We start from the raw sequence: 21,262 nt of genomic DNA, 5'->3' as shown, positions 1-21,262 counted from the left end.
CGCGCTCCCTCAGTCTTCCTCAGCCAGGACAAAATCCACGGTTTTCAGCATTTTATCCGCATCTGCCACACGGACACGGACCTTCTGCCCAAGACGGAAGATCTTTCCTGTCATGTCTCCCCGCAGTTCATATGCATCCTGGTCAAATACATAATAGTCATCTCGTAATGTATTGATATGGATCAGTCCTTCCACGGTATTCGGAAGCTCCACATAAAGTCCCCATCCTGTAACGCCGGAGATGATCCCCTCATACTCCTCTCCGAGATGATAGGACATATACTCTGCTTTCTTCAGCTTATCGTATTCTCTTTCCGCTTCGTCTGCACGCCGTTCGCACACACTGGACTGGCGTGCTACTTCATCCAGGATCTCCTTGTAATGCTCGGTACGTCCTTCCCTTACCAGTCTGCCTCTCAGACGGTCATGGATGATCCTGTGGATCTGAAGATCCGGATATCTTCGTATCGGAGAAGTAAAGTGGCAGTAATACTTCGCTGCAAGTCCGAAATGTCCGCTGCATTCCGTAGTATATTTTGCCTGTTTCATGGTACGCAAGGTCAGGCGGCTGATCTGTGCCTCATTGGGCATTCCCTCAATACTTTCCAGGATCTCCTGGATCTCACCAGGCGTGATCTCCTGTCCGGATTTCTGTATGTTGACTCCTTCATTATGAAGAAGCATCAGAAGACTTTCAATCTTTTCCGGATCCGGATTTTCATGCGTTCTGTATACAAAGGGATAATCTCCGGTGCAGTATTCCTGTGCCACGGTTTCATTGGCAAGAAGCATAAAATCTTCAATGATCCTGGTTGCCACATTGGCTTCATAAGGCTGCACATCAATAGCTCTTCCTGCCGCATTCAGGATGATCTTACTTTCCGGAAAATCAAAATCAATGGAACCTCTTGTATGCCGACGGCTGCGCAGGATCCCGGAAAGCTCTTTCATCAGGAAAAACATGGGGATCAGAGCTTCATAGCGTTTCTTCGCCACCTCATCAGTATCTTCCAGAATATTTTTCACATCTGTGTAACACATACGTTCATCTACACGGATCACGGTTTCTGCGATCTTATGGGAAATCACCTTTCCTTTTTCATTAACATCCATCAGACAGCTTAAGGTCAGACGGTCCTGTCCCTGGTTCAGAGAACAGATACCGTTGGAAAGCCGCTCCGGGAGCATGGGAATGACACGGTCTGCAAGATAGACGGAGGTTCCGCGCTTCAGTGCCTCTCTGTCAAGGGCACTGCCGCCCTGAACATAGTTGCTCACGTCTGCGATGTGCACACCCAGATGGTAGATTCCATCCTCCTTTGTCAGGGAAATGGCATCATCCAGGTCCTTTGCATCCTCACCGTCAATGGTAACTGTAACAAGATTTCTGAGATCCAGTCTTCCATCTAGATCCGCTTCCTGTACATGATCCGGCACACGGTCAGCCTGACGAAGTACTTTGTCAGGAAATACACTTGGTATGTTAAAGCTCTTCACAATAGCAAGGATATCTGTTCCAGGTGAACGTAAGTTTCCCAACACCTCCGTAATCTTTCCTTCCGGCTTCCGGTTTCTGGAGCCGTAATCTGTGATTTCTGCAACTACCTTGTCTCCGTCCTTTGCTCCCATGGAGTTTTTTCTGGAAATAAAGATATCTTTGGAAAATTTGGGGTTATCACTGATCACAAAGCCATAATCACGGCTGCTCTGGTATGTTCCCACGATCGAAGGCATTCCCCTTTCCAGAACCTTCAGCACAACGCCTTCCTGACGTTTTCCCTCTTTATGTCCGTTCCGTACAAGAATCTGCACCTTATCCTGATGCATGGCGCTTCCCGTGTCATTTTCCGGAATAAAAATATCCTGTTCCTGATCCTCCACTTCCACAAAGCCAAAGCCCTTGTAATGGCCAATAAAAGTTCCCTCCATGAGGGTTCCGTCCTTCTCGGAGAAACGATATTCCTCATGATTCTTCTCTCTGCGTTCTCTTCCCTTACGGCCACGCTCCGGCTTTTCTGCCTTCAGAGCTTCTTTATTCTTTCGTCTGTCTCTGCGCTTGCCGGAAACCTTGCTGTATCTTCCTTTATTATCTACTTCAGCCTTGCCCTGGGCGCAAAGCTCGTCCAGCACGTCAAAAAGCTCTTTTTTCTCACTCTTATCCAGCTGAAGAAGAGATGCGATCTCACGCAGGCGCATGGGCTTATACAGCGGATCTCCCAGAAGCTCCATTATAAACTTTTTTCTTTTTTCAAAATTTTTCGATCTTTTCACATTTTCTCCTGTTTCATATTTATATTTCATTTTTACCCTGTTATCATTCCGGAGGAAGGCTCACCCGTGCCCCTATATCAACGCAAAAACACTCCTGCTGATTAACAAAAGAAGTCCCCATCCGAGTTTCTTCTGCATGCTAACGCAGCAAGAGTGTTACCAACTTCTGTTCTGCCCCTGGCAGATCAGATAATGTTCAGTACGATTGACAGTACAAAGAAAATAACTCCCATGATAATGGTACCTCTTACAAGACCACCTTCCATGGAACGGCCCTTATTCTTACCCCAGTAAGTATCAGCTACTCCGGCGATAGAGCCAAGACCCTGCTGCTTGCCCTCCTGCATCAGTACGACAACAGTCAGAGCGATACAATCTATTGCATAAATTACAGTCAGAATAATCTTCAAAATGTTCACGCGGTTACACCTCCTAATCAACTAGAGGTTATTTTACCATAGCTAAACCGGGATTTCAACCATTTTCCGTTTATTTTATGCAAGGCTTTTTCTGAGATTTTTTTGCAAAAGGATCTTTATATCTTCCAAGAGCTCCGAGCTGTTCGTGGATCCGCAGAAGCTGGTTATACTTGGCGTTCCGGTCCGAACGGCAGGGTGCGCCTGTTTTGATCTGTCCTGCCCCACAGGCAACTGCAAGATCTGCGATAAAGGAATCCTCTGTTTCCCCGGACCTGTGAGAGATCACTGCACGATACCCGGCATGCTGAGCCATCTCCACCGCATCCAGAGTTTCCGTGAGAGTTCCGATCTGGTTTACTTTAATAAGGATAGCATTGGCAACATCAAGTCCGATGCCACAGTGCAGCCGTTTGATATTGGTGACAAACAGATCGTCGCCTACCAGCTGGATCTTTTTTCCCAGGTGTTCCGTCAGATATTTCCAGCCTTCCCAGTCATCCTCCCAGAGACCGTCTTCAATGGAAACAATGGGAAATTTTTCCACCAGTTTTTCATAATACTCTGTCATCTCACCGGCATCCCGGTAGATCTTTTCTCCTTTCATGCGGCTCTCCCCAGGGAAAAAGTACACGCCCTTTTCCTCATCATAAAGCTCGCTGGAGGCTGCATCAATGGCAATGGTGATTTCTTCTCCTGGTTTATATCCTGCTTTTTCTATGGCATGAACGATCAGGGTAAGCACTTCCTCCGAATCTGAAAGATCCGGAGCAAAACCGCCTTCATCTCCAACCGCTGTGGAGAGTCCTTTTTCCCGGAGAAGAAGCTTTAAGTGCTGGTAGACTTCCACACACATGCGGATACCCTTTTCCAGACAGCAAGCTCCTGTTGGCATGATCATAAACTCCTGAAGATCTACCGTATTGTCCGCATGCTTTCCCCCGTTTAAAATATTCATCATCGGCACCGGGAGCTGCAGGGTATGGCAGCCGCCCAGATACTGATAAAGAGGAAGCCGAAGGGCCCCGGCTGCTGCGCGAGCTACTGCCAGAGATACTGCCAGCGTGGCATTGGCTCCTGCGCTGCTTTTATTCTCCGTTCCGTCGGTTTCGATCAGAAGATGATCGATCCATGCCTGGTTCAGGGCATTCTCTCCGATAATGGCATCTGCCAGACGTGTATTGATATTTTCCACTGCTTTTTTCACACTCTGTCCCAGATATTCCTCCCGGTTTCCGTCCCGCAGCTCCACAGCCTCAAATTTACCTGTGGATGCTCCGGACGGCACCATGGCTCTTCCTGTGTATCCATTAATCCCCACAATTCCTTCACCTACCGTCACTTCCGCTTCCACTGTAGGATTCCCCCTGGAATCAAGGACCTGTCTTGCATGAACTTTTCGAACAGGCAGATAACGTAGCATAAGTTTTTCCCTCCTTGAAAATAATAATATTGTTTATGATCTCCTGCACTTTGTGATTCTCTTCTTATGTTCATAAAGGTATCTTGTCCGAAAAGGTTTTGGTCTATACCTTTTATCTGGTTTCGATATTATCTGATTTTTTTGCTGTTTTATTTTTATTATTTTTCTTTTTAAATATATTTTTATTATTTTTAAATTTTAGTGTTGACATTTTCCATTTTATCTGTTATAGTTTAATCATCAAATAAAACAAACGGAAAACAAAAAACTAAATCAAAAAGGAGCGTGAACCCACCGAAAACATAACTTACTTCCCATAATCTAAGAAAGAGAGGTACAGTCCACCAGAAGATTTAACGATTTTACATTATAATTAAAACAAGGAGGTACGGACCACCGAGAACGTAAATTTTAATTCCGTATAAGTTTTAAATCTAAGAAATGAGAGGTATATTCCATTGGATAATGAAAATTAAAAGAGTCATCGGCAGAAGAAATCAATCGCTGATGGCTCTTATTTTTATCCCTTTCTTACAAACATAGCCTCATGATCTTCTGCTTTCATATCTTCTTCTCTGTGTTCATAAACATATTAATAACTCCATTTTCTCTGAGGTTCCCATGAAACAAAAACACATCTACCGTCTTATTTTTTTCTTTGTCATGGCTTTTGCTCTTGGCAGTCTTGTAGGAAAGATCTATTCTCATTTTACTTCCGACCCACGATCCGATCAGGATTCTACCAAAAACAGCCAGACCTCTTCTGCTTCTATGACATTCCAAAATGAAAACTGGGGGCTCGGTTTTCAGGAAGAAGGCAAACGGCCCACAGGAAATGCTTCTATGGAAGAATTAAAAAATTACAATGCCTGGTATGCAGCCGATACCGATGAAAAACAAATCTATCTTACCTTTGACGCAGGCTATGACAATGGAAATATGCCTGCCATTCTGAATGCCTTACATAAGCATCAGGTACATGCCACATTTTTTGTTGTGGGGACTCTGATCCGTGAAAAACCGGAACTGATCCGTGAGATCGTAGATGCAGGCCATACCATAGGCAACCACACCATGACACACCCGGATATGTCCGGCATCTCCACAAAGGAAGCCTTTCAGAAGCAGCTTGAAGATGTGGAGGTTCTTTATAAGGAAGCCACCGGAAAAGAAATGACAAAATTTTATCGCCCGCCCCAGGGCATTTACAGCGTGGAAAATTTAGAGATGGCAAAAGAGATGGGATACCACACCTTTTTCTGGAGTCTGGCTTATGTGGACTGGTATCAGGATAAGCAGCCTTCGAAAGAAGAAGCTTTTGAAAAGCTTCTGGGACGGATCCATCCGGGTGCCATCGTGCTGCTGCACAGCACCTCTTCCACCAATGCTTCTATTCTGGATGAGCTGCTGACAAAATGGGAAGAGATGGGATATACCTTCGGAACATTAGAAGAACTCGTAGCATCAGGATCCGCCTGAAAAAAATCGCACATGATCCATGCATCCTCAGTGCCATCGACACGGATCTTCCCACTTTTGGATTCTCCAGATAAGCACACAAAAAATCTGCCCCGGGACTATGTTCTCATATGTTCCGGAGCAGATTTTTCTGTGCTATTGATTTTAGAAGGTGTTCTTCTTATTTAATTGTCTTATTTACTGGACAGCCTTGAATGCCTCATCAAGATCCTGGATGATATCATCGATATTCTCAGTTCCGATGGAAAGACGGATCGTGTTTGGCTTGATTCCCTGATCAAGAAGCTCTTCCTCTGTGCACTGGCTGTGTGTTGTAGTAGCCGGATGAATAACAAGGGATTTTACATCTGCAACGTTTGCAAGAAGTGAGAACAGCTCAAGGTTATCAATGAAATCCTTTGCCTTCTGTGCATCTCCCTTGATCTCGAATGTAAAGATGGAACCGCCGCCGTTAGGGAAATATTTCTTATAAAGCTCCTGCTGGCTTGGATCTGTGGATACAGACGGATGATGAACCTTCTCTACCTGCGGATGATCATTCAGATACTGTACAACCTTCAGTGCGTTCTCAACATGACGCTCTACACGGAGAGACAGTGTCTCAAGTCCCTGAAGGAAGATAAAGGAGCTCACCGGAGAAATTGTTGCTCCTGTGTCACGAAGAAGGATCGCACGGATCTTTGTAACAAATGCAGCCGGTCCACATGCTTTTGTGAAGCTTACGCCATGATAGCTTGGGTTTGGCTCTGTAAGAGATGCAAATTTGCCGGATGCCTCCCAGTCGAACTTACCACTCTCTACGATCACACCACCAATAGTAGTTCCGTGGCCACCGATGAATTTTGTTGCGGAATGAACAACGATATCTGCGCCGTACTCAATTGGTCTTACGAGGTATGGTGTTGCAAATGTATTATCTACAACAAGCGGAATTTTATGTTTGTGAGCGATTTTTGCAAGAGCCTCAATATCTACAACATCAGAATTTGGGTTTCCAAGAGTCTCAATATAAACAGCTTTTGTGTTCTCCTGGATCGCATTCTCCACTTCCTCGAGATTGAATACATCAACAAATGTTGTTGTGATTCCGTATGCCGGAAGCGTATGCTCCAGAAGGTTTGTTGTACCGCCGTAAATATTTTTGGCTGCTACAATGTGATCTCCCTGCTGTGCAAGGTTCTCGATCGTGTATGTGATAGCTGCTGCACCGGATGCTACTGCAAGTGCTGCGGAGCCACCCTCAAGTGCTGCGATCCTCTTCTCGAATACGTCCTCTGTCGGGTTTGTAAGACGTCCGTAAATGTTACCGGCATCTGCAAGTCCGAAACGTGCTGCTGCATGATCGCAGTTGCGGAATACATAGGAAGATGTCTGGTAGATTGGTACTGCTCTTGCATCTGTAACCGGATCCGGCTGTTCCTGTCCTACGTGAAGCTGTAATGTCTCAAATTTGAATTTTCTCTGATCTCTTGTAATTTTGCTCATGTGTTTGTCCTCTTTTCTTTTATTCTTATATTCGGTAAAATAGTAATTTCTTATCTTATGATCATCTGCTTATCAGCGACAACAACACATTCGCTTTTCTTCGATAAACACCCTTGTTGACTTCTGTAAAACCTTCATGATTTCCTCCTGATCATCACGTTGCTCACCTTGTTTTGTGTGCTCCGTTTTTTGATGATGCAATCATATCACCCTTTTCCTAGTATGTCAATGGGGTTTATCTATTTAGGTTCTCACCTTTATTTATGACTGGCTATAGATTTTATTTATAACGCCCCCACCTACAACCTCATCTCCGTCATACATCACTACAGCCTGGCCTTTTGTGATGGCTCTCTGCGGTTCATCAAATTTCACATGAAGGATGCCATCCGGTGTCTGCCATGCAGTGGCAGGCTGCTCTTTGTGACGGTAACGGATCTTGGCAGTCACTCTTTTCGGCTCAGCTAAGCTGTCCACAGAGATCAGATTTACACTGTCTGCCTCCAGTTCACTACTGAAAAGATCTGCGTTGTCCCCGAGAACTACCGTATTGGTCTTCGGAGAGATCTCACAGACATAAAGACGGCTGGCCGCCGGAATGCCAAGGCCGCGGCGCTGTCCGATCGTGTAATGGATGATCCCCTTATGGCGTCCGATATAGTTTCCCTCTTTATCTACAAAATCACCCTCCGGTGTTTTTTTGCCTGTGTACTTCTCAATAAATTTCGCATAGTCGCCGTCCGGTACAAAGCAGATATCCTGACTATCATGCTTTCTGGCATTGATAAAGCCATGTTTTTCGGCAATGACACGAACCTGGTCCTTCCGGAGACCTCCAAGCGGAAGCTTTACATGTGCCAGCTGTTCCTGGGTCAGCATATAGAGAACGTATGACTGATCCTTTGTATCGTCCACTGCTTTTTTCAGAAGGTAGCGGTCCCGTTTCTCATCGTACTCCACTCTTGCATAATGTCCGGTTACAATATAATCGTAGCCGATCTCCTGCATGCGGTGAAACATTTTATCAAATTTCAGATATCGGTTACAGTCGATACATGGATTAGGGGTGCAGCCGTTTTCGTAGGCATCTACAAACCTGTCCATAACCTCTGTATGGAAATCTGCGGTAAAATTAAACACATAGTAAGGCATATCCATCTGATAGGCTACGCTTCTGGCATCCTCAACATCGTCCAGGGAACAGCAGGTCTTTTCCCTGTGGACACCGATATCTTCGTTGTTGTAAAGTTTCATGGTAGCGCCGATGCACTCGTCACCGGATTCCTTTGTCAAAAGAGCTGCCACGGAGCTGTCTACACCGCCGCTCATTGCTATGATCGCTTTTTTCATTTATATCTTAACCTTTCCTGATGATTGATGATTTCTCAGCTTTGCAGTATGTATTCTCTTACGGTTACTGCAATTTCGCATTTATTATAATATGGCAGTTATTCTTTGTCCACGATTTTTCACCCGGAACCTTTGCTTTGCTTCTTTCCTGCAGGCTCTCTTTGGTATATAATAGAAAATATTTTTCAGAAAAGGATGTGACTATATGAAGCTTTCCCTGTTTTCCACGCTGCGAGGATATCGGAAGGAATACCTTCCCAAAGATATTTTCTCCGGCATCATCATAGCAGCTGTTTCCATCCCTATCTCCATGGGATATGCCCAGATTTCCGGGATCCCGGCGGTATACGGACTGTACGGTTCTGTTCTGCCGATCCTTTTGTTTGCTCTATTTTCCACTTCAAGACAGTTTATCTTCGGAGTTGATGCGGCACCTGCTGCCATTGTAGGTGGTGCACTGTCTACTCTTGGCATTGCTGCAGAGTCAGAAGCTGCCATGGATTATATTCCTGCCATCGCACTTTTTGCAGGTCTGTGGCTGTTTATCTTCTTTTTGCTTCACGCAGATAAGATCGTGGACTTTATCTCCACACCTGTTATGGGCGGTTTTATCAGCGGTATCGCAGTTACCATCATCCTGATGCAGATCCCGAAACTTATGGGAAGTCCTGCAGGATCCGGAGAGCTCCTGGAACTGGCAGAGCATATCTTCGCTGCTGCCAAAAATATCAGCTGGCTTTCCCTCTTCATGGGGCTTGGTGCTCTGGTGCTGATCCGCACATTTAAAAAGCTGGCGCCGAAATTCCCCATGGCTATCGTTATTATGGCTCTGGGTGTTCTTTCCACCGTTGTTTTTCATGTAGACGAAAAAGGCGTAATCCTCCTGCAGTCTGTAGAACGTGGGCTTCCCTCCCTGGTGATCCCGGATTTCGGAAATGTTGATCTGACCCAGGCGGCAGGCCGCGGTCTTATGGTTGCTGTTGTCATTATGGCAGAAACTCTTCTTGCAGAGAATACCTTTGCGTTCCGCAATGATTATAAGCTGAACGACCGTCAGGAAATCCTGGCCTGTGCCGCCGGAAATATTGCTGCCGCCGCAGTAGGCTGCTGCCCGGTAAACGGCAGTATCTCCCGCACCTCCCTCAATGAACAGTACGGTGGAAAATCTCAGGCGGTTTCCATCACTGCCGGGATCACCATGGCCCTGATCCTTCTTTTCGGCACCGGTTTTATCGGATATCTTCCGGTTCCTGTACTGACAGCCATTGTGATCTCTGCTCTGATGGATGTGGTGGAAACCCATCTGGCTGTACGTCTTTTCAAAGTAAGCCGTACAGAATTCTACATCTTCATGGCTGCCGGTTTCAGTGTGCTCTGTCTTGGAACCATTTATGGGGTTATCATTGGTATCCTGCTCTCTTTCGTAGCTGTGATCCTGAAGGCCACCAACCCGCCGCGCTCCTTCCGTGGTATGATCCCTGGAAGAGATGCTTATTTTGATCTGTCCAAAAACCGTTTCGCCTACCCTATTAAGGGCGTTGTGATCTACCGTTTCAGTGAAAACCTGTTTTTTGCAAATATAAAGATTTTTCAGGAAGATATTGAGAACAGCATCCAAAAAGACACCAGGGTAGTGATCGTAGATGCCAGTGCTATCAACAGCATTGATGTCACAGCAGCAGACCGTCTGGATGCCATCTCCGCAAGCCTGAAAAAACGTGGGATCCGTTTTTACCTCACAGAACATTCCACCCAGATCAATGACCAGCTGCGTCAGTTCGGCATCGGTCATATGATCAAGGACGGTATGGTCCGCCGTACCATTCTTGCTGCTCTCCATGACGCAGGGATCGAAGCCCCTTACGAACTGGATGTTCCAAAGGAAGACGAGACAAAGCTTCTGCGCCGCAGTATCGCTTTTCTTCCGGCAGAGGAAGAAAATACCCTGGAAGAGTTCGCCTGGGCTTTTGGTGATGATGCAGTAAAAGAGATCGAAGAATCTGTCCATCACATTATTGAACAGCTGCACCAGATTCCGGATATCCAACGTCTCTCCGAAGAAGGTCTGGAAGAGCTTCTGGATAACTGGCATGGGCTGGGTGTTCTGGATGAGGATGAACTGCTTCGAAGAATTGAATTACATATGGATGAGCTGCCTGAGGAATTAACTTCCGACCGGAAACTGATCCTTCATCTTCTAGAAAAGCGCCGTGGCAAGCTGAAAGAAAAAATCCTTGCCGAGCATCCGGAAGTCCTGGAGCGACTGGAACAGCGCCGGAAAAAGCTGGAGGAACGGCTGGAAAAGCAGAATCCGGAAGCTGTTCAGAAATGGAAGCACTGGAAGGAAGAGCATCTCAAAGACTGATTTCTGCATACCTTCCTTTTTCAGACTCATGATCAGATTGCAGGATTTCCTGCATATTTCTCACAGATATTGATAAAATCCTGCATCACGGCAGAAGGCCTGCGATCCTTTTTCCAGGCAAGAAGGATCCTGGTCTTCAGCTTCTCTTCTTCAATGATCCGGATCGGAAGATCTGTACAGAGATCTTCCATGGATCTTGGAAAAACGGCGGTTGCAAGACCTTCCTGCACCCAGAGCATGGCGTCTCTGGGATCATCGCAGACACAGAAAATATCCGGCTGGAGATTTTTTTCTCCAAAGGCTTTCATCAGAAATTCTTCGTACCGCCGGTAAATAATGAGAGGGCATCCGGTCAGCTCTTTAAGGCTGATGCCCTCTTTTTTTGTCTCATTTTCCGGGATCTCCGGAGGAAGGACCGCGATCATGGGTTCCTCATCCAGTTCCAGATAATTTAAACCTTCCAGCTTGATAGGTGTACGCACTACCGAAACATCAATGATCCCATCCATCAGATAATTCAGAAGTGTAAAGGTGATCGCATCCCTTACCTCAAAGTTTACATCACAATTTTCCCTGGAAAATCTGGAAATATAAGGCATAATGGTGGTCACTGTGGTTGGCGTGATCCCGATACGTAAAACCTGTTTTTTCCCTGCTTTGGATACTTCCAGTTCTGTGGAACGAACGTAGCCCAAAATATTCTCTGTCCTGTCATAAAGAAGCTTTCCGGCTTCTGTCAGTGTCACGCCTGCCCTGGTCCGCTCAAAAAGCTTCACCTTCAGCTCTGCTTCCAGCTGCTTGATCTGATAGCTCAGCGGCGGCTGGGACATGTTCAGTCTCCTTGCGGCTTCATTGATGCTTCCTGTTGCTGCGATCTCATGAAAATATTCCAGCTGTCTGATTTCCATATATAAATCCTTCTTTCTTTATCTGATATATAACACAGGCAAAACCCATCTACTGCTTATTGCTTTTCGCTGTCCCACAGAGTACTTTCTTAATTCGGTTAAAAAATACTATATCTGCAATGCTTTGTAAATACTATGAATATCTTTCCCATGCAATTATCCGAAAAACCATACTTCTATCATCCCACAGATTTCCGTCCCAGGCAATAGCAAAATTATATTATCATACATTAAAAACAATATTATACGTATTATCTCCATAGGAGTATAATAACAGAGGTTTATTATAGAAAAATAAGGAAACGGAGGAAGAAAAAGAAATGCGAACACTTGCAAAATATCTTCAAAACTACAAAAAAGAAAGCGTTCTGGCTCCTTTTTTCAAGTTTCTGGAAGTTGTATTTGATCTGCTGGTGCCTGTCGTCATCGCCCAGATCATCGATGTGGGAATTGCAAATAATGACCACGGCTATATCGTTCAGAAGTTTTTTATCCTGATACTGATGGCTGCTGCAGGACTTGCAGTCAGCATTACTGCACAGTTTTTTGCTGCAAAAGCCAGCGTAGGCTTTGCCACAGAAGTGCGTCAGGCTGTATTTGACCATATCCAGAAGCTTTCCTATACGGAGCTGGACACCCTTGGCACTGACACGCTGATCACCCGTCTTACAGACGATGTCAATCAGGTACAGAACGGAGTAAACATGGGACTCCGTCTTCTTCTTCGAAGCCCGTTTATTGTTCTAGGCTCTATGGTAATGGCTTTTACCATCAATGTACGCTGTGCACTGATCTTCGCAGTTGCCATTCCGGTACTGTTCCTGGTTGTCTTTGTGATCATGTTTTTAAGTATCCCGCTTTTCAAAAAAGTACAGGGACGTCTGGATTCCGTCACCCGTCTTACCAGAGAAAACCTGACCGGTGTCCGTGTGATCCGTGCATTTTGCCGTGAAGCTGATGCCGTTGCGGAGTTTGACGAAAGCAATCTTGCACTTACCAAACTGAACGAATTTGTCGGAAAAATCTCTGCACTTTTAAATCCTGCAACTTATGTACTGATCAATATCGCAACAGTAATCCTGATCCAGACTGCAGGTGTACAGGTAAACCTCGGAAACATGCAGCAGGGTGAAATAGTTGCTCTTTACAACTATATGGCACAGATGATCGTAGAACTGATCAAGCTTGCGTCCCTGATCATCACCCTGAACAAATCCATGGCCTGTGCGGATCGCGTTGCCGGAATCCTGAAAGTCGATTCCACCATGACTTACCCGGACAAAGCTTCCTTACCGACTGTGGAAAGCAGTGACTATGCAGTCGCTTTTGACCATGTGAGTTTCTCCTATGCAGGAACCGGCGCACCTAGCCTTTCTGATATCACTTTTTCCGCAAAAAAAGGCTCTACGATCGGAATCATCGGCGGTACCGGAAGCGGTAAATCCACTCTTGTGGATCTGATCGCCCGTTTCTACGACGCAACCTCCGGAGTCATTACCCTCGACGGTCAGAATGTACAGACCTATTCCAGGCAGGAACTCAGGGAAAAAATCGGCGTAGTTCCTCAAAAAGCAGCACTTTTCCAGGGAACCATCCGCGATAACTTAAGCTGGGGACGGGAAGATGCCACGGACGAAGAAATGTGGGAAGCACTTACCACCGCTCAGGCTCGTGAAATCGTAGAGAAAAAGGACGGTCAGCTGGATTTCCGTCTGGAACAGAACGGCCGGAATCTTTCCGGTGGCCAGCGTCAGAGACTTACCATTGCCCGCGCCCTTGTGAAAAAACCAGAGATCCTGATCCTGGATGACAGTGCCAGTGCTCTTGACTTTGCCACAGATGCGGCACTTCGGAAATCCCTTCACCAGCTTGGTGGAAACACCACCACCTTCCTGGTATCCCAGAGAGCAGCCAGCATCCGCCAGGCCGATCTGATCCTGGTACTGGACGATGGTCAGCTTGCCGGAAAAGGAACCCATCAGGAACTGATCTCTACCTGCGAAACCTACCGTGAGATCTTTTTCTCACAGTTCCCGGAAGAGCGTACCAAATATGAAAAAGCGACTGGAAAGGAGGTCCTGGCATGAGTAAAACAGATACAACCGCCAAAAGCAAAAACAGCATGGCAACCTTTTTCAAGGTACTACGTTTCATTGGAAAATACCGTTTTCTTCTCGTATTAAGTGTGATCCTAGCAGCAGTCACTGTAATTTTGCAGCTGTATGTTCCCGTACTTTTTGGTTATGCCATTGATGAGGTCGTTGCTGCCCACGAAGTTGATTTTACAAGAATGGGATTCTATCTTTCCCGTATTCTTGTCATGATCGTATTTTCCGGCATTGCCACCTGGATCATGAGTGTCATCAACAACCGTATGACCTACCGCACAGTACAGGATATCCGTGCAAGATCCATCCGCCATATCCAGAAGCTTCCTCTGTCCTACCTGGACGGACACAGCACCGGTGATATCATCAGCCGTGTCATCGCAGATACGGATATTCTTTCCGATGGTATGCTCCTTGGATTTACACAGCTGTTTTCCGGTGTCATCACCATCATCGGAACCCTGCTCTTCATGTTCTCCAAAAATGTGTGGATCACTCTGATGATCATTGTCCTGACACCTGTAAGCTTTTTTGTGGCGAAATTCATCTCCTCCCATTCCTTCCAGATGTTCCGTGCGCAGAGTGATGCCCGTGGACGTCAGACTGCACTGATCGAGGAAATGATCGGAAATCAAAAAGTGGTTCAGGCCTTTGGTTACGAAAATCGTTCTTCCGAACGTTTTGCTGCGATCAATGAAGAACTCCGTGATGCCAGCCAGAAGGCTGTTTTTTACAGCAGCCTCACCAACCCGTCCACACGATGTGTCAACAACATCATTTACGCAGGTGTAGCTCTTGCAGGTGCCTTTCTGATCCCGGGCGGTCATCTGACTGTTGGTGGACTTTCCGTACTGCTGGCTTATGCAAACCAGTATATGAAGCCCTTCAACGATATCAGCTCCGTGATCACAGAGCTTCAGAACGCTCTGGCATGCGCTACCAGGATCTTTGATCTTCTGGAGGAAGAGCCAGAAAGCCCGGATCCGTCCGGAACTCTTGTCGATGTAAAAGGTGCAGTGGATATCCAGAATGTTTCCTTCCGCTACGAAGCGGACAAACCTCTCATTAAAAACTTTAATCTTCATACAGAACCAGGCAGACGTATTGCCATCGTAGGCCCTACCGGTTGTGGCAAGACAACTTTTATCAACTTGCTGATGCGGTTCTATGACGTCACCGGTGGAAGTATTTCCGTGGACGGAACCCCCATCACCGATGTTTCCAGACATGCCCTCCGCGGAAGCTATGGCATGGTTCTCCAGGATACCTGGATCAAGCATGGAACTGTCCGTGACAACATCTGTATCGGAAAGCCGGATTCTTCTGATGAGGACGTGATCCAGGCAGCTAAAATGTCCCACAGCTGGGAATTTATCCGCCGTCTTCCAAATGGCCTGGATACCATTCTTTATGAAGACAGCTTAAGTCAAGGACAAAAGCAGCTTCTCTGCATCACCCGTGTCATGCTGTGTCTGCCGCCGATGCTGATCCTTGACGAGGCAACCTCCAGTATTGATACCCGAACAGAAATGCTGATCCAGGAGGCATTTGACCGGATGATGCAGGGGCGAACAAGCTTTATCGTTGCACACCGTCTTTCTACCATCCGCAATGCAGATGAGATTCTTGTCATGAAAGACGGAAGCATCATCGAGCAGGGAAACCATGAAGAGCTTATGGCAAAAGGCGGATTCTATCAGAAGCTTTATAACAGCCAGTTTGTGCAGGTTTCTGAGTAATATAAGCTGATTTTAACCGAATCAGGCAACTGGCTAAATGCGGATCGCAAATATCCGCCTGACTTAAAATTCTCCGGAACACAGATTTTCTGTACCGGAGAATTTTTTTATACTGTATCAATGATATAAAAAAAATAAACATCTCCATATGATATCTATTTTGATATCCAGGATGATGTCTATTTTTATAAAACTATATTCAGCTCTTTTTATATTTTGTCCGAAGAAGCCATTTCTGATCGATCACTTTCAGTTCTTCTCCAAAACGGATGTGAAGCCTTACAGAACCCGGAAGCTGCTCTACATGCTCAATATTTCCGGTTCCGAATTTCGGATGACTGACATCCTCTCCGATCTCATAGCGTACAATACTGTTCTGAGTATTCCTGTGCTGCTGCTCTCTTCTGTAAGTATCCCGCACCGTTACAGTACGGTCATGGATCGGGCTTCGGAGTTTTTTCTCATAGTTGTGTTTCATCAGAGCTTCCCCTGCCTTATAATATGGCGTTGGTGCCGCACCAGTCAGGGAACAGCAGTATTTCCAGGCGCTTCCGTGGGTTCCGTGCTGCCACTGATACTCTGAGGGAATGTGAAAATTATACTGCATATAGTGAGCATATTCATGTTTGTAAAGATCCAGTCGGTCTTCTTTTTTCAGAGGATTTTTTACCGCATAGCCAATAAACAGCAGAGAAAAATGGAAATGCTCTTTTTCGTGGCAGCTGCCTCTTGTATAAGATCCCAGCAGATCCGGCTCCATGCCAAAAGTTATAGGGATCTTTGCTCCGTTAAGATGAAATTTTTTATCGAATTCTGCATAGAGACTTCGGATCTGAGCTGTAAGTATTGGAATTTCTTTCTGCAGGGCCTGTGAAAGTGTCTGATCGATCATTGTATCTGCAACTCCTTATCGTCACCTTTTGCAAATTTATAAAATGAACAATCGCTACTATATCATTTTTCGGAAAAAATGTAAACACCTGAAAAAAATTACTGTTCCAGTTCTTTCCTCACATCCGGGAACATTTCCACACAACGTTTCAGGATTCCCTGCATGTAGGCAATGGCAATTCCGTAATTGGTGATAGGAATCTCCTGATCCAATGCACATTTCTGACGGTAACGCATTTCTCTCTCATTAAGCATACATCCGCCACAATGCACGATCAGACTGTACTTCGTCACATCCTCCGGGAAATCTCTTCCGGAGGAATACTCAAATTCCAGCTCTTTCCCCGTATAATTACGGATCCAGCGTGGAAGCTTGACTGTTCCGATATCATCACACTGCCTGTGGTGGGTACATCCCTCTGAGATCAGGATCTTGTCACCGTCTTTCAGCCGGTCCAGTGCTGCTGCCCCAGCTGCCGCTGTCTTTAGATTTCCTTTAAATCTGGCAAACAGAATAGAGAATGAAGTAAGCCAGATATCTTCTGGAGTTTCTTCACTGACTCTGGCAAAGACCTGGCTGTCTGTGATCACAAGCTTTGGTTTTTTCCCCAGGGTTTCCAGTGTATTGGAAAGCTCATCCTCTTTGATCACGATGGCTGCTGCTCCGGCTTCCAGCACATCACGGATCGTCTGCTGCTGCGGAAGGATCAGACGCCCTTTTGGTGCAGCTTTATCTATGGGAACTACAAGAATCGCAAAATCTGATGGTTCAAGGAGATCCCCTACCAGACGCAATTTCAGTTCATCCGTTACTGCCAGCGAAGCGATCTTTTCTTTCAATTCGTAGATATTCTGACCGGTGGCGGCGCTGGCATAAATAGATTGCTCTGTGCTCTGGTTTTCATGATCCTGTTTCTGGCTGACACTCCTCTCTTTGACCGCACCCGCATGGGTATTCCGGTTTAAGTTATTATCTGAAGAAAGCCGGTTCCCATCTTTTGTTTTCAGCAGATCTGCCTTGTTATAAACAACCAGATATGGAATCTCCTTCTCTTTAAAAATATGGATCAATTCTTCATCCACACTGGTTTTTCCCACAGTGGCATCTACTACAAGAACTGCTACATCCACTCTGTTCAACACCTGTCTCGCCTTGCGGACGCGAAGTTCTCCAAGATGTCCTTCATCATCAATACCTGGTGTATCTATGATCACCACCGGGCCCATAGGAAGTAGTTCCATGGCCTTACTTACCGGATCTGTAGTAGTTCCCTTTACATCGGATACCACAGCCAGCTCCTGTCCTGTCACCTTATTTACGATACTGGATTTTCCTGCATTTCTTCTGCCAAAAAAACCGATATGTACACGGTCTGCTGACGGTGTTTCATTCATTCCCATAATTTATCCTCTTTTCTTTCAGCATCAGACAGGTCCTCATCCATTCCTGTTCCTATCAACCTGCTTCTTTTTGATTTTTCAAAAGCCGGACATTCCTTCCACTCTTATATCATAGTGTAGTATCTCTTTCAGCATTTCTTTTATCCAACTGTGTGGGACGTGTCATATTGAAATCATAAAGTCGATCCAGCTTTTTGATCTGATCCTGGATGATCTCATCATCATTAGGAAGATATAGCTCTCCTGTATGCATTTTTTCTCATTGAGCGCATGTCAGCACCTCCTTTTTTGCGTTTTTACAAAAATGATATTTTTTATGTTATCATATCCTATATTCACCTACAAGCATGAATTTTCTGAATAATCCGAGGCTTTTTCGTGAATCTGTTATATTTATATATAATCTACAGATTTATCTTCTGTCAACAGATTTCTGTATTTTTGCTATTCACAAAATCTTCCACCCTGTCGGATCACTTTATTTTTCTGCTCCGTTTCCAATTCTTCATCGGTAAAGATCAACTGGTACTCACTGACACCATTATATTTTATGAGATTTTTTTGCCAAACTTGGTATGGTCCGCCAGAAGATAGCTTTCCTCTGCATTGGCATACACGCAGCGTTTCACAGCTGCTTCGATCTCTCTAGTGGCCGATGCTCCAAAAGAGGCATCTACTGCACTGGCTCCAAAAAAAGCTTTGTCATAATAAAATCTGGATATATTTTTATTTTGTTATTTATGTGCTATTTTATATACAGAAACACCTATACTCATCTTTTACAGAAAGGATCTCGAATATGAAACCATTATCTTCATTTAAGCCACAGGCTGTTTTCAGCGATATTGACGGCACTTTACTAACCTCAGAACATGTGGTATCTCCGCTGACCAGTTCCGCCATTCATACTTTGACAGATCAGGGCGTTCTGTTTACTATTTCTTCAGCACGAAGCCCTTCCGGCATCCGTCCTATTATTAAAAAAAATGATTTCCATTGTTGTACCATTGCATTCAGTGGTGCACTAATCCTGGATGAAGATCAAAATATCCTTTACGAAAAAGGAATAAGCATTTCCGACGCTTCCAAAATCATTGATGTGATCGAAAAAAAATGTCCTCACGTGACCTGGAATGTTTTTACCTCAGAAGACTGGATCGTAAAAGACCGGACAGACCCTCATGTGATCCATGAAGAAACGGTTGTGGAAACTACCTCTATAGAGGGATCCCTTCAGTCTCTCTCAGATACGCTTATGGTAGATAAAATCCTGTGTATGTGCGATTCTGAATATATGTCACCGTCAGAAACACTTCTTCGCAAATATTTTCCGGAATTATCTATTGCAAGATCTTCCGATTCTCTTCTGGAGATCATGGCTGGCGGCATAAACAAAGCGGAAGCTGTAAAATATCTTTGTGATCTTCGAAAAATCCCTCTTACCAGTACTATTGCATTCGGAGATAATTATAATGATCTGGAAATGCTGGAGGCAGTAGGATGTGGAGTTTTGATGGGAAATGCACCTTCTGAGCTGCAAAAACATTTCTCTTTTGTAACAAAGAGTAATGATCAGGACGGGATTTTTCAGGCCTTTAAAGAATTGGGAGTTCTGAATTAAAGAATATTTATAACAAATAGAAAGTCTCTTCCAGAAGATAATTTTTTATCTGTACCTGTGAAAGAGACTTTCTGTATTTCAGTAGATATTATTTATTTCAGTGCCGTTCCGGCTTTAAAAGCATCGCCGACTTTTTCGCCAAGACGGATATATGCATTGTTGAACGGATCAAAAGTGATCGGTGCTACTTTTGCAACATCTACGTTTCCATTTTCATCCAGAACGCTCTCATCCACGCTGACATTTACGATCTCACCGATCAGCCGGCAGGTGTCTTTGTCATAGCTTTTCAGCTTACATTCTATACAGATTGGAAGCTCTTTGATAATAGGTGCATCTACTTTTTCAGATTTTTCTGCTGTAAATCCGGCTTTTACAAATTTATCCGGCTCTTTGTTTCCGGAAACAATTCCTACATAGTCGCAGGCTGTCATATGCTCCACATCTGCCATACTTACTGTAAAAGCGCCTTTTTTCAGGATGTTTTCAGTTGTTTTATGATTTTCACTGACACAGATGGAAATTTCCTTATCATCGCTGATTCCTCCCCAGGCTGCATTCATAACATCCGGTTTTCCATCTTCACCATATGTAGCGATCATTAATACCGGCTGTGGATAAGTGTAAGGCTTTGCTCCGAAATCTTTTCTCATGATCTTTCACTCCTTTATTGTATTGCCGTTACTTTTTATAAATTGACGTACAAGCTGCAGACCTCCCAGCGGAACACAGAATTTATCTCTGTGCTGACTGCATTGCTGATACGTTTCTTCCAGATCAAACCACTGTACCTCTTCTACTTCTTCCTTTTGAAGTGTAAGATGATCGATCTCTACCGGGTGATCGTAGATATAAACAAAAGCGATTTCTTCATCCCGGAATATTTTTCCATGAAATTCTCTGGCAAAAGATATGGGGAATTTTCCTGCAAACTGCAGATCAGCTGATTCCGCATGGATTCCCAGTTCTTCTTTCAGTTCCCGTAATGCCGATTCCATTGGTTCATCTCCCGCCTGTATGTGACCTGCAGATGAAGTATCAAATTTTCCAGGAAAGGAGTCCTTGTTTCTGGATCTTTTCTGAAGAAGGATCTCTGTTTTTTCATTCCTCCGACGGATGATCCAGATATGAGCAGTACGATGAGGGATTCCTTCTGCGTGAGCAATACTCCGTTCTACGATCTTTCCAGTGGGATTTCCGTTTTCATCTATGATATCAAATAATTCCATTTTTCTGCTTCTTTCTCATAAATTATTCTTTCTTAACCAAACCAATTTCATTCTAGCATGATTTCGAAATAGTTTCCAGTCTGTTATCAGAAAACATTCTATAGGGGATTACTTGATTCGGTCAAATATTACGATATATATAACGGATATTTATACAAACATATAAAAAGTGCCTGTAAACAATTCCTTGTTTACAGGCATAAAAAAACTCCCCCTGTTGGACTCGAACCAACGACACTGCGGTTAACAGCCGCATGCTCTACCGACTGAGCTAAGGAGGATTACTTAAATATTTAATTAAGGTTTGTACCTTAAAAACTACATACATGCCTGTTGATCGTTAATCAAACTCTTTGAATCAATTCTAACCTGCGTACCGATACTCCAGCGGTGGTCATCTCACGACTCCGTCGTTCGATGTCATTTGCTTCGCAAATGTTCAGTCTGTACCATAAATGGTTCTCCACAAGCAAGCTTGTTCCGCCCCATTTCTGTTACATCCTGTCCGCTTCCTCGGCTTGTTGGTCAAGCCCTCACCCGATTAGTAACAGTCAGCTCCATGTGTTACCACACTTC

At 44.8% G+C, this 21,262-nt stretch carries 17 protein-coding genes and 1 tRNA gene; 5 read left to right on the top strand and 13 right to left on the bottom strand.

What is annotated here, in order from left to right; translation table 11 throughout:
* Nucleotides 1-9: 9 nt before the first annotated feature.
* The 3 genes from rnr to eno all read right to left on the bottom strand — a co-directional run bounded on the left by rnr (nucleotide 10) and on the right by eno (nucleotide 4,110).
* Entirely contained in the window at nucleotides 10-2,301 is a 2,292-nt protein-coding gene (rnr, locus tag NE638_RS14450; RefSeq protein WP_173746480.1) for a ribonuclease R, read from the bottom strand.
* A 155-nt stretch (nucleotides 2,302-2,456) separates the two neighbouring features.
* Nucleotides 2,457-2,690, bottom strand: a complete 234-nt coding sequence (gene secG, locus NE638_RS14445) for a preprotein translocase subunit SecG (RefSeq protein ID WP_021652956.1) — start codon at nucleotides 2,688-2,690, stop codon at nucleotides 2,457-2,459.
* Between the two features lie 70 nt (nucleotides 2,691-2,760).
* Entirely contained in the window at nucleotides 2,761-4,110 is a 1,350-nt protein-coding gene (gene eno / locus NE638_RS14440; protein WP_173746478.1) for a phosphopyruvate hydratase, read from the bottom strand.
* A gap of 621 nt (nucleotides 4,111-4,731) precedes the next feature.
* Here eno and NE638_RS14435 point away from each other — a divergent pair.
* Entirely contained in the window at nucleotides 4,732-5,589 is an 858-nt protein-coding gene (locus tag NE638_RS14435; RefSeq protein WP_173746476.1) for a polysaccharide deacetylase family protein, read from the top strand.
* A gap of 177 nt (nucleotides 5,590-5,766) precedes the next feature.
* On the opposite strand, the gene NE638_RS14430 is transcribed toward NE638_RS14435, so the two are convergent.
* Together NE638_RS14430 and mnmA are read right to left on the bottom strand one after the other, a co-directional pair.
* Nucleotides 5,767-7,074, bottom strand: coding sequence for an O-acetylhomoserine aminocarboxypropyltransferase/cysteine synthase family protein (locus NE638_RS14430; RefSeq protein WP_015526804.1), 1,308 nt, complete (start codon nucleotides 7,072-7,074; stop codon nucleotides 5,767-5,769).
* A 261-nt stretch (nucleotides 7,075-7,335) separates the two neighbouring features.
* Entirely contained in the window at nucleotides 7,336-8,424 is a 1,089-nt protein-coding gene (gene mnmA, locus NE638_RS14425) for a tRNA 2-thiouridine(34) synthase MnmA (protein WP_059086386.1), read from the bottom strand.
* Between the two features lie 205 nt (nucleotides 8,425-8,629).
* Between mnmA and NE638_RS14420 the strand changes: the two genes are divergently transcribed.
* Entirely contained in the window at nucleotides 8,630-10,789 is a 2,160-nt protein-coding gene (locus NE638_RS14420) for a SulP family inorganic anion transporter (RefSeq protein WP_173746474.1), read from the top strand.
* A gap of 32 nt (nucleotides 10,790-10,821) precedes the next feature.
* Here NE638_RS14420 and NE638_RS14415 read toward each other — a convergent pair whose 3' ends face one another.
* Nucleotides 10,822-11,697, bottom strand: a complete 876-nt coding sequence (locus NE638_RS14415) for a LysR family transcriptional regulator (RefSeq protein ID WP_173746472.1) — start codon at nucleotides 11,695-11,697, stop codon at nucleotides 10,822-10,824.
* 320 nt (nucleotides 11,698-12,017) lie between these two features.
* On the opposite strand from NE638_RS14415, the gene NE638_RS14410 reads away from it, so the two are divergent.
* Nucleotides 12,018-13,784 (top strand): ABC transporter ATP-binding protein, encoded by a 1,767-nt coding sequence (locus NE638_RS14410; RefSeq protein WP_015526810.1) that lies wholly within the window; start codon nucleotides 12,018-12,020, stop codon nucleotides 13,782-13,784.
* Entirely contained in the window at nucleotides 13,781-15,544 is a 1,764-nt protein-coding gene (locus tag NE638_RS14405; RefSeq protein WP_173722679.1) for an ABC transporter ATP-binding protein, read from the top strand. The genes NE638_RS14410 and NE638_RS14405 overlap by 4 nt, the downstream gene beginning before the upstream one ends.
* 199 nt (nucleotides 15,545-15,743) lie before the next feature.
* On the opposite strand, the gene NE638_RS14400 is transcribed toward NE638_RS14405, so the two are convergent.
* The 4 genes from NE638_RS14400 to NE638_RS18460 form a co-directional block, all read right to left on the bottom strand.
* A complete protein-coding gene (locus NE638_RS14400; protein WP_021652967.1) occupies nucleotides 15,744-16,436 on the bottom strand; it encodes a hypothetical protein in 693 nt (230 codons plus the stop codon).
* Between the two features lie 98 nt (nucleotides 16,437-16,534).
* Entirely contained in the window at nucleotides 16,535-17,836 is a 1,302-nt protein-coding gene (hydF, locus tag NE638_RS14395) for a [FeFe] hydrogenase H-cluster maturation GTPase HydF (protein ID WP_173746470.1), read from the bottom strand.
* 109 nt (nucleotides 17,837-17,945) lie between these two features.
* The gene (locus NE638_RS14390) at nucleotides 17,946-18,089 is read right to left on the bottom strand and encodes a maltose acetyltransferase domain-containing protein (protein ID WP_015526815.1); all 144 of its coding nucleotides are present in this window, start codon (nucleotides 18,087-18,089) and stop codon (nucleotides 17,946-17,948) included.
* A gap of 295 nt (nucleotides 18,090-18,384) precedes the next feature.
* Entirely contained in the window at nucleotides 18,385-18,558 is a 174-nt protein-coding gene (locus NE638_RS18460) for a hypothetical protein (protein ID WP_173746504.1), read from the bottom strand.
* A 77-nt stretch (nucleotides 18,559-18,635) separates the two neighbouring features.
* Between NE638_RS18460 and NE638_RS14385 the strand changes: the two genes are divergently transcribed.
* Nucleotides 18,636-19,457 carry a Cof-type HAD-IIB family hydrolase gene (locus NE638_RS14385; protein ID WP_015526816.1) on the top strand — a complete coding sequence of 274 codons (822 nt, stop codon included), beginning with the start codon at nucleotides 18,636-18,638 and terminating at the stop codon, nucleotides 19,455-19,457.
* 92 nt (nucleotides 19,458-19,549) lie between these two features.
* Here the strand turns inward: NE638_RS14385 and NE638_RS14380 are convergent, their stop codons facing one another.
* The 3 genes from NE638_RS14380 to NE638_RS14370 form a co-directional block, all read right to left on the bottom strand.
* Complete coding sequence (locus tag NE638_RS14380; RefSeq protein WP_173722674.1) at nucleotides 19,550-20,110, bottom strand: flavin reductase family protein; 561 nt, start codon at nucleotides 20,108-20,110, stop codon at nucleotides 19,550-19,552.
* 6 nt (nucleotides 20,111-20,116) lie between these two features.
* Complete coding sequence (locus tag NE638_RS14375) at nucleotides 20,117-20,686, bottom strand: NUDIX hydrolase (RefSeq protein WP_015526818.1); 570 nt, start codon at nucleotides 20,684-20,686, stop codon at nucleotides 20,117-20,119.
* Between the two features lie 208 nt (nucleotides 20,687-20,894).
* Nucleotides 20,895-20,967, bottom strand: a tRNA-Asn gene (locus NE638_RS14370).
* Nucleotides 20,968-21,262: the final 295 nt, after the last annotated feature.

The sequence above is a fragment of the Blautia sp. MSK.18.38 genome, assembly GCF_024460535.1.
GTDB lineage: Bacteria > Bacillota > Clostridia > Lachnospirales > Lachnospiraceae > Blautia_A > Blautia_A fusiformis.
This window is presented reverse-complemented; position numbering and strand designations above follow the sequence as displayed.